The organism is Exiguobacterium sp. s21, from assembly GCF_018617975.1.
GTDB lineage: Bacteria > Bacillota > Bacilli > Exiguobacteriales > Exiguobacteriaceae > Exiguobacterium > Exiguobacterium mexicanum_A.
Genome location: NZ_JACSLF010000002.1, coordinates 43714 through 59550, shown reverse-complemented (window position 1 = coordinate 59550; position 15837 = coordinate 43714). Strand labels below are relative to the sequence as shown.

The following is a 15837-nucleotide window of genomic DNA, read 5'->3' as shown; positions in this document are numbered from 1 at the left end:
CTTTTCTATGATTGAGATTAATAGAAATCGCCAGACGGATCTTCGGTTCCTGGGTTCGGATCCGTACCTGCTTTGACGCGGACGTAGAACGTTTGGCTGATGATTTTCGGACCTTCTCCTGCTTTAAATGATGCACTGACGTCCTCTGTGACCAGACCGATTTTCGCGATACCCGGCTTCAAGAGTGTCAATACGCCATCTTTTGCGGTCATGACATCCGTTCCTTCGAGGACAGTCAAACCGTAACCCGTCACGTTTGCCGTCTCCGGCCAGAATTTGACCGGATAGCTATATGGGCTGTCTGTCATGTAGAGAATGACGTTCGGTGTCGAGACTTTTTGTGGATACTCTTTCACGTTAATCAAGACAGGCATCGTCTGTCCGATATAATCCTTTAATTTCGCAACGACCGAAACGTTGCTCGTACTCCCATGTTCGGCTTGTACGGTCGCGGACGTGTTCTGACTAGAAAGAATTTTCAAGGCGGTCGAATCAACGTCCCACGTCACAGCAAGCGGATTGGTAAGTGCTCGTTTGTCTTCTACCAATTGTTCCAATGTCAATAAAGCCTGTTGCTTCACCAACGTTCCTGATTCGTTTTTGTAGACCCAGAGTTCTTGATCATTGGTAGTTAATGATAAATCCGGTAGTTTGACGACAACCTTCATATCATTTGATTTAACTTTTTGACCGTTCGCGTATTCATAAACGGCTTTCACAGTCGCCTCACCGGCATCCAACGCTTTTAACGTAACGCTTTGATTCGTTGAATTCGTTTGATTTACGAAACTGGACTTATCAATTTCCCATGTGAGTTTCGCATTTGGTGGAATCGCCGCTTTCACAGTCGATAAGTTAGCTTCTACCGTTTTTGAATTCCCCAAATAAATCGTCGTTTCACTTGGAACGTTGATTTTCAGTTCTTCTACCGTCACCGTCGTTTTTGTGAAGCCACTCCCAGCATCAGTGAACGAACGATTATGTTTTTGCGCACCGCTCCCATTCCCAGAATGGTCAGCTTCCAACGAATAGGCATATCGTCCGTTCTCGAACGTATAACTACCCGGTTTTTCTGCAATCAATTTGATGGTGATGAGGTCAGAAAACGCTGCATTCTTATAATCATTACAAGATGTGAGACCCGAATTCTTTTTACCGCACATGATGTTGATTGTTCCCGTTAAAAGGCGCGTAGTAGAGTCGAACTTCAAATTGTGAGCATCGGAAGTCGGAATAACTACAGTCAATCCTTGTGGGATTTTCTCCTCGACCTTGACTGCCCACTCTACATATTTATAGGAATTGATATTCGGTCCTTTTTCAAAATCAAGAATGTTATTCAATGACAAGTCATACGTCAAATCAAAACTGTCTCCGATGAGCACAGCTTCCGGCGTGACAGTCCGAATCGCCTCATCCTCAATCTTTGTTTGGAAAACAATGCCCTGGTTGTTGCCGTTACTGCCACCATTGCCTTTGCCGTTACCTCTACCGTTATTCGCAAACGTTGACGTATACGCGAACAACAATAGAATCATCCCTACCACTATGAGGAACCCGTACTTGGATCTTAGCTGCCTCTTCATCGTTGTGCCTCCAGTCGGTTTGTCGTCACACTTCTTCAGTTAATTCATACCCCTTTTTCTTCCTGTTCACAAGCGGTTTTTTTCAAACTTTGGAAATAGGTTCTGACTTCACTGATAAAGTAGAGCGACCCGGTCACGACGAGCGTCTCGGATTTCGGTGTCTCCAGCCATGCGGCCAACCAGTCTTGCCAGTCCACATAGCGGGCCCCGTCGGCAATCAGACTTTCTTTCGTCCGGGTGCGCGGGAAATCGAACGTCGTCTCATAGACATCCGCCACCATCTGGAGCGACGCGATCATCGCTTCTCGGTCCTTGTCGGCAAGAATGGCCGCGAGGACGGTCACGTCACGCTCGAGCTTCAACTGTTCAACGAGCGCGGCGACCCCTTCCGCATTATGTGCCCCATCGAGCACGATGCGGGGCTGTCTCGAGATGAGCTCATAGCGACCCGGGTGTTGCGCCGATTCGAGTCCTGCTCGAATCGCTTCCGCCTTCCAGCCGAGGTGGCGCGCGACGGCGACGGCGCACGCCCCGTTATACGCTTGATGGTGTCCGGTCAATCCGAGCGTCACCGACTTCATCTCGTCATACGTGACGACCGTGTCGGTCCCGTCCTCGATTGACGTGACGAGTGGAGTGACGTCGTGAATCGATGCGTCCATCGCCTCTCCTTGTCGCTTGAGCAACGCGATCAACCGTTCATCCGTCAAACTGTGGAACATCGGCACGCCCCGCTTCATGATGCCAAACTTTTCGAGCGCGATCTCTTCGAGCGTGTCGCCGAGAATCCCTTGATGGTCGTGCCCGATCGACGTCACGACCGTCGCGAGCGGTCGCGTCAACACGTTCGTCGAATCAAGGCGGCCGCCGAGACCGACTTCCCAAATGACGAGGTCAGGTTGTTGCTCATGGAAGTAGAGCCACGCCATGACCGTCAGCAGTTCAAACTCCGTCAACGTCTCCGGTGACGCACTCGCACAGTCACGGACCCGATTAGCAATTCGGACGAGGTCGTCTTCCCTAATCGGCTCCCCGTTCAACATGATCCGTTCCTCGAACTGGATGATGTATGGCGAGATGAACGTCCCGACGTTCAACCCCTCCGCGAGCGCCATCGTCCGCAAGAAAGCGACCGTCGACCCTTTTCCGTTCGTCCCTGCCACGTGGATTGACGGCAACTCCTCGATTTGTAGTGCGTTCAACATCCACTCGATGCGTTCGAGCCCGGGCTTGATCCCGAACCGCAGCTGCCCGTTCAGCCATTCCAATACCTCTTGTCTCGTCTCCATCTTCCATCACTCCTGTTTTCACACTTCCCTCTCATCTTACCAAAATTCGCGAAGCGCTATGCAAGGAATCGGCTGTGCTATACTCGAGGCGAAGAAGGGGGAATTACTATGACCAACAGTTGGAACTTCGAGGCGACCTACCTCGATCTCCGTGACATTTTTTACGACCGGGGACCGGTCCATCCGGTCGACAAGCCCGAACTCGTCCTGTGGAACGAAGCACTCGCCAAGACGCTCGGTCTCGACGCCGAAACGTCTCAAGACGTCGCACTCTTCGCCGGGAATCGCCAGACCGACACATCGTTCTCGCAAGCGTATGCCGGTCATCAGTTCGGCCATTTCACGATGCTCGGTGACGGACGAGCGCTCGTGCTCGGGGAACATGTCGCCCCGAACGGAAAGCGTGTCGACGTTCAATTGAAAGGTTCGGGTCCGACCGAGTACTCGCGTGGCGGTGATGGACGGGCCGCCGTCGGTCCGATGGTGCGTGAATTCCTCATCAGTGAGGCGATGCACGCCCTCGGCATCCCGACGAACCGGGCGCTCGCCGTCGTGACGACCGGTGAGCCGATCATGCGCCAAGGACCGAAGCACGGCGCCGTCTTGACGCGCGTCGCAGCGAGCCATTTACGTGTCGGCACGTTCCAATACGCCGCCGCGGCCGGATCGATTGATGACGTCATCGCCCTCGCCGACTATGCGATTCAGCGCCACGACCCTGACCTTGCAGGACAACCGGACCGCTATGAACAGTTCCTCGGCCGCGTGATTACCCGGCAGGCGAAACTGATCGCGGATTGGCAACTCGTCGGGTTCATCCACGGCGTCATGAACACGGACAATACGTTTATCAGCGGTGAAGGGCTTGATTATGGCCCGTGTGCGTTCATGGATACGTATCACCCGAATACCGTCTTCAGCTCGATCGACCGCGAGGGACGCTACGCCTATGCGAATCAGCCGTATATAGGGTCATGGAACTTGGCCCGCCTCGCCGAGACGTTGCTCCCGCTCCTCGCCGCCACACAAGAAAAGGCCGTCGATATCGCCAACAAGCTGTTGAACGACTACACGGAAACGTATAAAGAGGCGTACTTTACTGGGCTCGCCCATAAAATCGGGCTTTACGTGCGAAAAGACGGAGACGACGAACTGACGGATGAACTGCTCCGGCTCATGATGGAGTCCGAGGCCGACTTCACGAACACGTTCCGCGCCCTCACACTCGGCGACACGGAAGCGCTCGTTTTCGCTAAACAGGACGACGGCAAGGCGTGGCTCGCCGCTTGGCGGAAACGCCTCGGGGAACAAGGTCTTCCTGATGAGGACGTCATCCGCCTCATGCGTCAGCACAACCCGGCCGTCATCCCGCGCAACCATCACGTCGAGGCCGCCCTCATGGCAGCCGAACGCGGTGACTTCAAGCCGACGCATGCACTGCTCGACGTATTGCGGAAGCCATACGACTACGAAGCCGACTACGGACGCTACGTCTCACCCGGACCGCCGCGGACGTATCCGTATCAGACGTTTTGCGGCACGTGAACCATCTCGCTCGCGCGGGATGGTTTTTTGAAACCTTTTGACACGGGCCACGTAAAATAAACAAAGCAACTTCAGCCTGTACATCCAATGCGAATGGAGTGAAACAAAATGAAGATGACTGTCTTGCTCATGACGATTATCGTCGTGTCCACGTCCTATCTCGTCTACAGTTTTTATTTATCGTTGACGGGTCAGCCGATTCAGCCGCAAGTAACCGGACTCGCAATCGGCGCCTTGCTCACGTCATCTTATTTCGTGACAACCGGTCGCCTCCCGTTTTGGATAGAACCGGAGGAAGAGGACGTATGAAGGTTCTTTATTCCATCTTGCTAGGATTCGGAAGCATCCTGTATGTCGTCTATGCGATGCACCTCTTCCGCATTGACCATCCTCAACCGCTCTTCTTGCATGCTATGATTGCCGCCACTGTATTTGGCATAATCTACATCGAACGCAAACGAAACCCCGAACATCGATGACGATGCTCGGGGTAGTTCTTTTCTATAGACTCATAGTCCGAAATGAATCATGTCCTTCTTGTCTACTTGGGCTTGTGTGATTTTGGAAATAAGTCGATTCAGTTGTTCCGACTCATGCGTGTACATCATCGCTTTGACGACTTGATAGAACAGCGCCAGTGACTCATATGGAATGAGCGTGATCCCGCATTCGTCTAATCCGAATCCAGGACGGTCATAGGAGTGGAAATACGTGCGCATCTCGTTCAGCTCCTCGATAAACTCATCCACCCACTCCCCATCCACCGAGACACAATCGAAGTGTTCAGGTGTATACGTATCATATGATGATTGACGATTTGTTGAATCCAATACACCGAATTCGTGTGTGTACGGCATGGCATTCCCTCCTCTTGAATAGTTGATGTCACAAGTATGATCAGTTCATCGGAAAATCCACCGACCACGCCTCTGGTAGCGAGTCCGAGAGGTCGAGCAACACCTCTTCCGACACATTGCCCGTCACGACGATGAGCTTGCCCTGGTCTACGTAAAACAAGCCGTTCCCTTCCGGTTGATTCAAGCGATACCGTTCATTTGAATCGTCTCGCCGGTCAATCAATTCTCCGTCTGCCACACTGGACGCATCGGTCACTAAAATCGTGATGCATTGCGTCTCATCATACAACGTCCACATCTCCACCGGCCGCTCGAGCTGACTCATCTCGAAGTTGGCGACAAACAGCTCTTCTTCAGGCAAGTCCAACCCGTGTCGGACTTTTTCGGCCGCCTCGGGAATCGTAAAGTTTTGAATCCCGTGCAACCCCCACTCCTCGTCCCGTGAATAGTTGAATACGCCGAACGAATCGTCGCGGTTTGGTAACTTAATGGCAATGAGCCCGAGATCATCGATGACGGTTTCATAGATTACACCGTCTCTCGCTGGTCGCTCGGACGTACCATCTGTATATTGAAGTGTGTATTGGGCCGTGACCGCATCAACTAATCGAACGGTCCCTTTTGGCACGTCCTCAATCATCGAGCCGAACACTTCTTTGTCCGTCGTTACGGGAATATCTTTGGAAGACGTCTCTTCTGCACTTTCATTAATTGTCACTCCTGATTCCGTCGGTTCGATCGGTTCAGCTCGTTCCGCCACACACCCACTCAGTCCCATAACTGCCAAACTTAACATCATTCCGATTCGTCTCATGTCACACCACCTTTATATCGTCTCCTCTCCTAAATTCCACCAAACGACAAAAAAACCTTCTTCGGAGAACAAGTCTCCAAAGAAGGTTGATTCATTATTTACGCAACTCTTCCAAACGGGCACGGACTGCGTCACGCTTGTCGAGGTAGTCTTTCTCTTTCGCCTTCTCTTCGTCGATGACGTGAGCCGGTGCCTTGCCAGTGAAACCTGGGTTGCCGAGTTTCTTCTGAACGCGCTCGACTTCCTTCTCGTACTTCGCCACTTCTTTTTCAAGACGGGCGATTTCTTCCTCAAAGTTGATGAGGTCGGCGAGCGGGATGAACAACTCCGCACCCGTCATGATGGCCGACATCGACTTATCAGGAGCCGCCAAGCCGCGTCCGATTTCGAGCTCGGTCGCGTTCGTGAACTTGCCGATCGTCGCTTCGTTTTCGCTCAAGTAACCTTGCGTCGTGTCGTCACTTGTCGCGATGAAGAGCTGAATCGGTTTCGACATCGGGGCGTTCACTTCCGAACGAATGTTACGGACCGAACGGATGACGTTCATGACCGCTTCAAACGCTGGTACCGAGTCCGCGAAGTGGAGCTCGTCGCGACGTGTCGGGTAGCTCGCACGGACGATCGAGTCGCCTTCGTGCGGCAAGTGCTGCCAGATTTCCTCTGTGAGGAACGGCATGAACGGATGCATGAGACGCATGATTGAGTCGAGCGTGTAGGCGAGCACAGAACGTGTCGTCGCTTTCGCCGCCTCGTCCTCACCGTAGAGCGTGAGTTTCGCCATCTCGATGTACCAGTTACAGAACTCTTCCCAGATGAAGTTGTACAAGTAACGACCGGCTTCGCCGAACTCATACTTGTCGACGAGACGCGTCACTTGGTCGATCGTGTCGTTCAAGCGTGTGAGAATCCACTTGTCGGCGAGCGTCTTCTCACCTGACAAATCGATATCCTCATACTTCATGCCGTCCATGTTCATGAGGGCGAAACGGCTCGCGTTCCAAATCTTGTTCGCGAAGTTCCATGTCGATTCGATCTTCTCCCAATAGAAGCGAAGGTCGTTCCCTGGTGTCGATCCTGTAAGGAGGAACCAGCGGAGCGAGTCCGCGCCGTATTGGTCGATGACTTCCATCGGGTCGACGCCGTTTCCGAGCGATTTCGACATTTTGCGGCCTTCCGAGTCGCGGATGAGACCGTGGATGAGCACGTCGTTGAACGGCTGCTTCCCAGTGAACTCGAGCGATTGGAAGATCATGCGCGATACCCAGAAGAAGATGATGTCGTAACCCGTGACGAGCGCGCTCGTCGGGAAGTAACGTTTGAAGTCTGCTGAGTCCGTGTCCGGCCAGCCCATCGTCGAGAACGGCCAGAGCGCTGACGAGAACCATGTGTCGAGCACGTCTTCGTCTTGGTGCCAGTTCTCACTGTCAGCCGGTGCTTCTTTCCCTACATAGATCTCTCCTGTCTCGTTGTGGTACCAAGCCGGGATGCGGTGGCCCCACCAGAGTTGACGGCTGATACACCAATCGCGGATGTTCTCCATCCAACGGAGGTATGTGCCTTCGAACCGCTCTGGGACGAAGTTGACTTTCGTATCGTCATGTCCTTGAGCTTCGAGCGCTGCTTTCGCGAGCGGCTCCATGTCGACGAACCACTGTTTCGAAAGATACGGCTCGATGACTGCGCCTGAACGTTCCGAGTGGCCGACCGAGTGCGTGTGCGGCTCGATCTTGACGAGCGTGCCGTCCGCTTCTAGGTCTTTGACGAGTTGCTTGCGGCATTCGAAGCGGTCGAGCCCTTCGTACTTGCCTGCGTTCTCGTTCATCTTGCCTCCTTCGTCCATGACGAGGATACGCGGGAGCTCGTGGCGGTTCCCGATCTCGAAGTCGTTCGGGTCGTGCGCCGGTGTGATCTTGACGCAACCTGTACCGAACTCCATGTCGACGTAGTCGTCAGCGACGATCGGGATCTCACGGTTCATGACCGGAAGCATGATCGTCTTGCCGACGAGGTGCGCGTAACGCTCATCTTTCGGGTTGACGGCAACGGCCGTATCGCCGAGCATCGTCTCTGGACGCGTCGTCGCGATCTCGATGTGGCCTGAGCCGTCAGCGAGCGGATACTTCATGTGGTAGAATGCGCCTTCGACTTCTTGATAGATAACTTCGATATCCGAGACGGCTGTCTTTTGCGCCGGGTCCCAGTTGACGATATACTCGCCACGGTAAATCAAGCCCTTCTCATAGAGACGGACGAATACTTCTTGGACCGCTTTCGAGAGTCCTTCGTCGAGCGTGAAACGCTCACGTGAGTAGTCGAGACCGAGACCAAGTTTTGACCACTGGGCACGGATTGTGTCCGCGTACTCGTCTTTCCATTCCCACGTCTTCTCGAGGAACTTCTCGCGTCCGAGGTCGTAACGCATGATGCCGTCTTCACGGAGTTTCTGTTCGACTTTCGCTTGCGTCGCGATACCGGCGTGATCCATCCCTGGGAGCCAGAGGACGTCATAGCCTTGCATACGCTTGAGGCGCGTCAATAAGTCTTGGAGCGTCGTGTCCCATGCGTGTCCGAGGTGAAGTTTCCCTGTTACGTTCGGTGGCGGGATGACGATCGTGTACGGCTGTTTTGAATCGTCCTCGTCTGCTTTGAATACGTCGTTCTCTAACCAGTAGTCATACCATTTCGCTTCCGTCGCACTTGGATCGTACTTCGTCGGCATGGTGATTTCGTTTGTCTCGTTGGCCATATGCCCAACCTCCTCTAATAATGTGGACAAAAAAACGGCTACTCTCGTCCTTAACGCTAAGGACGAAAGAAGCCGTATCTTCCGCGGTACCACCTTAGTTCGCCAACAGGTGGCGCCCTCAAAATCGAATAACGGTCGATGGACCGGACCTTCCTACTTCGTTCAAAAGGTCAGCTCCGAGGCGACTTCCGCACCATCCTTCGCGGCCTCGCACCAAGCGGCCGCGTCTCTGAAAAAGGATGTTGATTGCGTACTATTCCTCATCGTAGCTTTTGTTCGTATCTGTTAAACAATTGTAGCGACAGAAGCTGTTTCCGTCAAGATTACAATGAAAACTCTTGTTGCAGCTCTTTGAACGTCGCGTCGACCGCTACGAGCGTCTGGTCGATATCTTCGTCCGTGTGCACGGTCGAGAGGAACAATCCTTCGAACTGTGACGGTGGCAAGAACACGCCGCGCGCCGCCATCTTCTGATAGTAAGCACGGAACAAGTCGAGGTTCGCCGTCTTCGCCTTCTCGAAGTTCGTCACTTTCTCGTTCGTGAAGAAGAATCCGAACATCGAGCCAGCCCGGTTCGTGTCGTGCGGGATGTTATACTTTTCGGCCGCTTTCGTATAGCCTTCAGCGAGACGGTCCGCTTTGCGTTCGAACTCGGCGTAGTGCTCAGGCTTCAGTTGCGACAACGTCGTGTAGCCGGCAATCATCGCGAGCGGGTTCCCTGAGAGCGTCCCTGCCTGGTAAATCGGTCCTTGCGGCGCGATTTGTTCCATGATCTCGCGTTTCCCGCCATAGGCACCGACCGGAAGGCCGCCGCCGATGACTTTTCCGAGGCACGTCAAATCCGGCGTCACGCCGAAGTAACCTTGGGCACAGTTGTAGCCGACACGGAACCCGGTCATGACCTCGTCAAAGATGAGGAGCGCGCCGTATTGTTCCGTGATCTCGCGGAGTCCTTCAAGGAATCCAGGTTGCGGTGGCACGAAGCCCATGTTGCCGGCCGCCGGTTCGACGATGACCCCAGCGATGTCGTCACCGAACTTCTCGAACGCGACGCGAAGGGCATCCAAGTCGTTGTACGGCACCGTGAGCGTCTGGCTCGCCAAGTCTTTCGGTACGCCCGGCGAGTCTGGGAGACCGAGCGTCGCGACGCCCGAACCGGCCTTGATGAGGAGCGAGTCGCCGTGACCGTGGTAGCAGCCTTCAAACTTCAAGATTTTCGTCTTGCCCGTGTAGCCGCGTGCGAGGCGGAGTGCCGCCATCGTCGCTTCCGTACCCGAGTTGACCATGCGCACCATCTCGATTGATGGGACGCGCTCGATGACGAGCTCGGCCATTTTCGTCTCAAGCTCGGTCGGCGTCCCGAACGTCCAGCCTTTCTCGGATTGCTCTTGAATCGCCTTCGTGACGACCGGGTCACGGTGGCCGAGGATGAGTGGTCCCCATGAGAGGACGTAGTCGATATATTCGTTGCCATCGATGTCGTAGACGCGTGATCCTTCACCGCGTTCAGCGAAGATTGGCGTCATGCCGACTGATTTATAGGCACGGACCGGGCTGTTCACCCCGCCCGGCATGAGCGGACGTGCTTGTTCGAACGCCGCTTCTGAGCGTGTTTGTTTGTAGGTCATGAATAGTCTCCTTCCAAATAGCGACAGACGTCTTTTGCGAAATACGTGACGATGAGGTCCGCACCGGCCCGTTTGAAGCCGACCATCGTCTCCATGACGATGCGTTGCTCATCGACCCAGTCGTTCAAGGCAGCCGCTTTGACCATGGCGTATTCTCCGCTCACGTTATACGCTACGATCGGCATATCGAGCGAATCGCGCATGTCACGGATGATGTCCATGAACGCGAGCGCCGGTTTGACGATCATGAAGTCGGCGCCTTGCTCGACGTCCGATTGTGATTCACGGAACGCTTCACGGCGGTTGGCCGGGTCCATCTGATAGCCTTTGCGGTCGCCTTCACCAGGTGCCGATTGAGCTGCGTCACGGAACGGTCCGTAGTACGCCGATGCGTACTTGACGCCGTAACTCATGATTGGGATATGGTTGAATCCGTTCTGGTCGAGCCCTTCACGGATGGCGGCGACGAAGCCGTCCATCATCGAGCTCGGTGCGATGATGTCAGCGCCTGCTTGCGCTTGCGTGATGGCCGTCTGGACGTGAAGCGGTAGCGACGCGTCGTTATCGACGTCACCGTTCTTCACGATGCCACAGTGGCCTGTCGACGTGTATTCACATAGGCATGTGTCCGCGATGACCGTGAGCTGTGGCGCCCACTCTTTCACTTTACGGATCGCTTCTTGGACGATGCCGTGGTCATGATACGCTTCCGTACCTTCCGGGTCTTTATGTTCCGGCACGCCGAACAAGAGCACCGATTGAATGCCGAGGTCGACGATCTCCTTGATCTCGTCCTCGAGGCGGTCGAGCGAGAAATTGAAGACGCCAGGCATCGAGCTGACTTCGCGTTTAATGTCTGTCCCTTCGATGATGAAGAGCGGGTAAATCAAATCTTCTTTCCGAACATGATTTTCACGTACGAGTGCACGCATCGACTTCGATGAACGAAGACGACGATGACGATCAAACTGGTTCATGAAAAATCCTCCCCTATACACTGTATTAATGCATCCATAGTATAACACTCAGGCACTCGGACCGGTAACGTCGACACTTCCCGGACGGCGCGCTCGGTCACTTCACCGATGGCGTACCACGTCCCGTGGAAATGGTCGAGATATGGCGTGAGCGCCCGGACGGCGGACGGGCTGAGCACGAGGAGCGCCTCGATTCCTTCGAGCGCCTCGACTTCCGTCTCTGTCAGTTCACGGCCGATCGTCTCATAGACGACCCAGTCATGGACGTTTTCGAGTTGCTTCATGTGGTCCGTGTTCGCCAAGTCGCCCCGGGCGAACAGGATGACCTCGCCTGCTGTTACGACGTCCGCGAGGTCGCGGAACAGCGCCTCGCCCGTAAACGTCTTCGGCATGAGTCCGACAGTGAATCCGACGGTCTCGAGTGCTTGTTTCGTTTTCTCGCCGACGGCCGCGACTTTGACGTCACGTGGGACGTCACAAAGCGCCGGTACCGCCGTCTGGCTCGTCACGACGAGCCAATCGAACCGGTGAATCGGCATCTCGCGATGTGTCAATCTCGTCTCGATAAGCGGGACATGATGCACGGAAAGACCGCTCGCGGCGAGCCGGGCTCGTTGCGTAGCGGTCAGTCGTTTTGTCCCTGTGTACCAGACGTCACGCATTGACCGAGGCGAGAATTTCGCGCCCGCCGCGTCCGAGAAGATCGTCTGCTACCTCGTTCCCGAGTGCGACCGCGTCAGACGACGTCTTCGTCACGCGGAGCACTTCTTTGCCGTCGACCGAGGCGATGAGGCCTGTCAGTGTCACGTCGTCCCCGTTGACCGTCGCATAACCGCCGACCGGCACGTGGCAACTTCCTTCGATCGCCTTGAGGAACGTCCGCTCTGCCGTCGCCGCTTTCGCCGTCACGTCGTCATGCAGGAGTTGCAAGACGTTCGTCACTTCAGCGTCGTCTTTCCGGCTTTCGATGGCGAGCACGCCTTGACCGACCGCCGGGACCATCATATCGGCGTCAAGCGCTTCGAAGTCGACGCGATCCGTCCACCCCATGCGTTCGAGCCCGGCTTTGGCGAGCAAGATGGCATTGAAGTTTTCCGTCTCAAGTTTTTTGAGGCGTGTATCGATGTTGCCGCGGATCCATTGAATCTCGAAGTCCGGGCGGGCGGCGAGCATCTGCGCGCCGCGACGAAGTGAGCTCGTCCCGATGACAGCACCTTCCGGGAGCGTCTCGAGCGTGTACCCGTTCTCGCAGATGAGCACGTCTCGGGCGTCAACGCGTTTCGGCATGCAGCTGATAAAAAGTTCTTCCGGCAACTCGGCCGGCACGTCTTTCATGCTGTGGACGGCGAAATCGATTTCCCCGGCAATCATTTGTTGCTGGATCTCTTTGACGAACAACCCTTTGCCGCCGACTTTCGATAACTGGACATCGACGATTTGGTCCCCTTTCGTCACGATTTCCTTGATTTCGAACTCGTTTTGAGCCCCGGCTTTCTTCAATTGCTCGATGACCCATTTCGTCTGTGTCATCGCAAGTTGTGAACGGCGTGAGCCGACGATAATTTTACGCATAGTCCATATCCCCTTCATAGAAAAAGGCGACGAGATCCGCCGCCTTTTTTGATTTTGTATTAGCGCATCAAAGCGCGGAGTGGTGCTTTCGCTGACATCGCTTCTGTCTCTTCCATTTCCGGCTCGACGTCAGGGACGTCGACATCAAGGCCGAACGTCTCGACGAACTGGTTGATACGTGTGTTCGCATCCGGTTGCGCCGCGGCGTCTTTGATGTAGTCGATCGGTTCACGAAGCATCTGGTTGATGATCGACTTCATATGTTTGCCGATGACTTTTTTATCCCGGTCCGATAGATGGTCAAGCTTACGCTCGAGGCTTTCCATCGTCTCTTCTTGAACAGTGAGGGCGCGGGCGCGCAACTCGTTCATGATCGGGACGACACCGAGTGTGACGAGCCACGTTTGGAACTCTTGAATCGCTTCGTCGATTTTGATTTCAATCTTCTCCGCTTCGACGAGACGGGCCGCCAAGTTTTTGTTGACGATCCCGTTCAAGTCATCCACATCGAACAAATGGACGCCCGGAAGCGCCCGGACCGCTGGATCGATATCTCGCGGCACGGCAATGTCGATTAACAAAAGTGGACGTTCACGGCGAAGCAGTTGTGCGGCGGCGACATCGTCATAGCCGATGACCGCTTCTTTGGCGCCGGTCGAACTTATCAAAATATCGGCGTCAAGCAATCCACAGGCGATCTCACGGATCGAGTGGGCCCGGCCTTGGAACTTGTCGGCGACCGCTTTCGCTTTGCTCTCGGTCCGGTTAAAGACGGCAATCTGTTTCGCACCGGCCTCGAACAAGTTGAGCGTCGTCAACTCGCCCGTCTCACCGGCACCGACGACGACGACTTGTTTGTCATCGAGACGGTTATACATCCCTTGAGCGAGCGTGACCGCTGCCGAGCTGACCGATACCGACATTTCCCCAATTTGTGTGTCGGTATGGGCGCGTTTGGCGAGCGTCACGGCCTCTTTGAACAGTTTATTGAACACCGTTCCCGTCGTCCCGTTCTCTTGGGCGCGGAAGAAGCTTGATTTCACTTGTCCTAAAATTTGTGTTTCCCCAATGATCATCGAATCGAGTCCAGACGTGACACGGAACAAGTGGCGAATTGCCTCTTCTCCTTCACGAATCGATAAATAAGGGGTGAATTGGTCCATCTCTAAATCAAACCAGTTCGCTAAAAAGCGTTTTGTATAATAACGTCCGGTGTGGAGCTGGTCTGTGACGACGTATAGCTCCGTCCGGTTACAAGTCGACAAAATAACCGATTCAAATATGCTCTTCTCTTCGCGAAGTGCAATCATCGCGTCCACGATTTCTTGCTCCCCAAACGAGAACTGCTCCCGAATCGCGACAGGGGCTGTCTTGTTATTTAGTCCAACGACGACAATATGCATGTACCTCTTCCCCTCATCCAAAATCCACCGACGGTTGTCTCTTCTTTTTCACATCTCTACCGTACATTATAACAATTTTTATTTAGGAACTATAATCTTCTGTTCGATTTTTGTGAAATAATTTAAGAACTTTTTGTGACAGAAAAAAGTAGAAACGGACATGGAGACCATTTCTACTTGATTCCTCATTTTAAAGAGGATGGATCGGTGATGATTGTACTCTCTTGGGTCTTTTCTTCTTCCTCCGCTTCGAGGTAATGTTTCCGTTCCCTCAGCTTGTAAATGCGGACGATATTTTGAACGACGACTTTCGCCACCGCGTAGAACGGAACCGCGATGAGCATCCCGATAATCCCGGCCAAGTTCCCGGCGACGAGCAAGACGATGATGATCGTCAGCGGGTGCACCTTGAGTGACTTGCCTTGGATGAGCGGCGAGATGACGTTCGATTCGATCTGTTGGACGATGATGATGACGACGATGACCCAAAGCACTTTAATCGGATCTTGGATGAAAGCGACGACAACGGCCGGTGCCGCACCGAGGAACGGTCCGACGTACGGGATGATGTTCGTCACCATCATGAAGAGCGCGAGTAGGATGGCATAGTCGAGTCCGATAATCCATAATCCGATGAGCGACGTGATTCCGACGAAGAACGCCACGATCAACTGGGCATGGACGTAGTTTTTAACCGTCGTATGCATGTCATGTAAGATGTTGCGTGTCTCACGCTCATAGCTCGACGGCAACAACTTCACGATTGCGTCCGGAAGACGTTTCCCGTCAAGTAACATATACAAAAGCATGAATGGAATGACGACGATTGTGATGACGGCCGACGTGATGAAGCCGACAAGACGACCGAACGATGACGCGACATTCCCGAAGACGTCTCCGAGATACGACGTCACGTTGTTCGTGAAGTCGGTGAACATATCGTCATTCTCGGCGATGAAGCGTGACAAGAACTCATTTTGCATGAGCGAGTCACGAACGGCGAACGCCTGTACCTGCAATTCCTTGGCAATGCTCGGCATCGCGTTAACGAGTGACGTCACCTGCTCCGCGAGTACTGGGCCAAGGATGCTGAAGACGAGCGTAAAGATCAGCACGAGTCCACCTAGCGTAATCCCGACGGCGAGCGGCCGTTTGCCGTCCATCCGTTTTTCTAAGAAATCGACAATCCCCACTAAGAAATAATAAAAAAGTCCGGCAATGATGAGCGGTACCGTGACGAGCGCCAAAATGACTTGGACTGGTTGGAACACGAATGAAATTTCCGTCCCGACCCAGATGACCAAGAAAATCGTCAGCGTCCAAAATAAAAAGCGGTACCATTTGTTCTGAAACATGATTTGCATCTTTCCACCTCGTTCTCTATTCTCTTGTCTTATGTAATTAGGACAATTATACGATA

13 protein-coding genes and 1 other annotated feature are annotated in these 15837 nt (G+C 53.9%); of the genes, 2 read left to right on the top strand and 11 right to left on the bottom strand.

All coding sequences use genetic code 11. The annotated features are described in order from the left end of the window. Positions 1-17: 17 nt before the first annotated feature. Positions 18-1586 carry a hypothetical protein gene (locus KNP06_RS02785; RefSeq protein ID WP_214710487.1) on the bottom strand — a complete coding sequence of 523 codons (1569 nt, stop codon included), beginning with the start codon at positions 1584-1586 and terminating at the stop codon, positions 18-20. Between the two features lie 44 nt (positions 1587-1630). Next, positions 1631-2875, bottom strand: a complete 1245-nt coding sequence (locus KNP06_RS02780) for a bifunctional folylpolyglutamate synthase/dihydrofolate synthase (protein WP_214710486.1) — start codon at positions 2873-2875, stop codon at positions 1631-1633. A 108-nt stretch (positions 2876-2983) separates the two neighbouring features. Here KNP06_RS02780 and KNP06_RS02775 point away from each other — a divergent pair, with 108 nt between their 5' ends. Both KNP06_RS02775 and KNP06_RS02770 read left to right on the top strand, forming a co-directional pair. Next, on the top strand, positions 2984-4420 hold the full coding sequence (locus KNP06_RS02775) for a protein adenylyltransferase SelO (RefSeq protein WP_214710485.1): 1437 nt from the start codon (positions 2984-2986) through the stop codon (positions 4418-4420). Between the two features lie 108 nt (positions 4421-4528). Next, a complete protein-coding gene (locus KNP06_RS02770) occupies positions 4529-4729 on the top strand; it encodes a hypothetical protein (RefSeq protein WP_214710484.1) in 201 nt (66 codons plus the stop codon). A gap of 200 nt (positions 4730-4929) precedes the next feature. Here KNP06_RS02770 and KNP06_RS02765 read toward each other — a convergent pair whose 3' ends face one another. From KNP06_RS02765 to KNP06_RS02725, 9 genes are all read right to left on the bottom strand, one after another. After that, positions 4930-5277 (bottom strand): hypothetical protein, encoded by a 348-nt coding sequence (locus KNP06_RS02765; protein WP_029595848.1) that lies wholly within the window; start codon positions 5275-5277, stop codon positions 4930-4932. A gap of 40 nt (positions 5278-5317) precedes the next feature. Continuing rightward, the gene (locus KNP06_RS02760; RefSeq protein ID WP_214710483.1) at positions 5318-6091 is read right to left on the bottom strand and encodes a hypothetical protein; all 774 of its coding nucleotides are present in this window, start codon (positions 6089-6091) and stop codon (positions 5318-5320) included. 94 nt (positions 6092-6185) lie between these two features. Further along, on the bottom strand, positions 6186-8837 hold the full coding sequence (locus KNP06_RS02755) for a valine--tRNA ligase (RefSeq protein WP_214710482.1): 2652 nt from the start codon (positions 8835-8837) through the stop codon (positions 6186-6188). A 55-nt stretch (positions 8838-8892) separates the two neighbouring features. Further along, positions 8893-9113 (bottom strand) — a binding site (T-box leader). A 47-nt stretch (positions 9114-9160) separates the two neighbouring features. Then, complete coding sequence (gene hemL / locus KNP06_RS02750) at positions 9161-10465, bottom strand: glutamate-1-semialdehyde 2,1-aminomutase (RefSeq protein ID WP_214710481.1); 1305 nt, start codon at positions 10463-10465, stop codon at positions 9161-9163. Next, entirely contained in the window at positions 10462-11442 is a 981-nt protein-coding gene (gene hemB / locus KNP06_RS02745; RefSeq protein WP_034776821.1) for a porphobilinogen synthase, read from the bottom strand. The genes hemL and hemB overlap by 4 nt, the downstream gene beginning before the upstream one ends. Further along, the gene (locus tag KNP06_RS02740; protein ID WP_214710480.1) at positions 11439-12104 is read right to left on the bottom strand and encodes a uroporphyrinogen-III synthase; all 666 of its coding nucleotides are present in this window, start codon (positions 12102-12104) and stop codon (positions 11439-11441) included. Before KNP06_RS02740 ends, hemB begins: the two co-directional genes overlap by 4 nt. Next, positions 12097-13014: a hydroxymethylbilane synthase gene (hemC, locus tag KNP06_RS02735; RefSeq protein WP_214710479.1), complete on the bottom strand. Its 918-nt coding sequence runs from the start codon at positions 13012-13014 to the stop codon at positions 12097-12099. Before hemC ends, KNP06_RS02740 begins: the two co-directional genes overlap by 8 nt. 59 nt (positions 13015-13073) lie before the next feature. After that, entirely contained in the window at positions 13074-14417 is a 1344-nt protein-coding gene (gene hemA, locus KNP06_RS02730; protein WP_138859763.1) for a glutamyl-tRNA reductase, read from the bottom strand. 185 nt (positions 14418-14602) lie between these two features. Further along, the gene (locus KNP06_RS02725) at positions 14603-15781 is read right to left on the bottom strand and encodes an AI-2E family transporter (RefSeq protein WP_214710478.1); all 1179 of its coding nucleotides are present in this window, start codon (positions 15779-15781) and stop codon (positions 14603-14605) included. Positions 15782-15837: the final 56 nt, after the last annotated feature.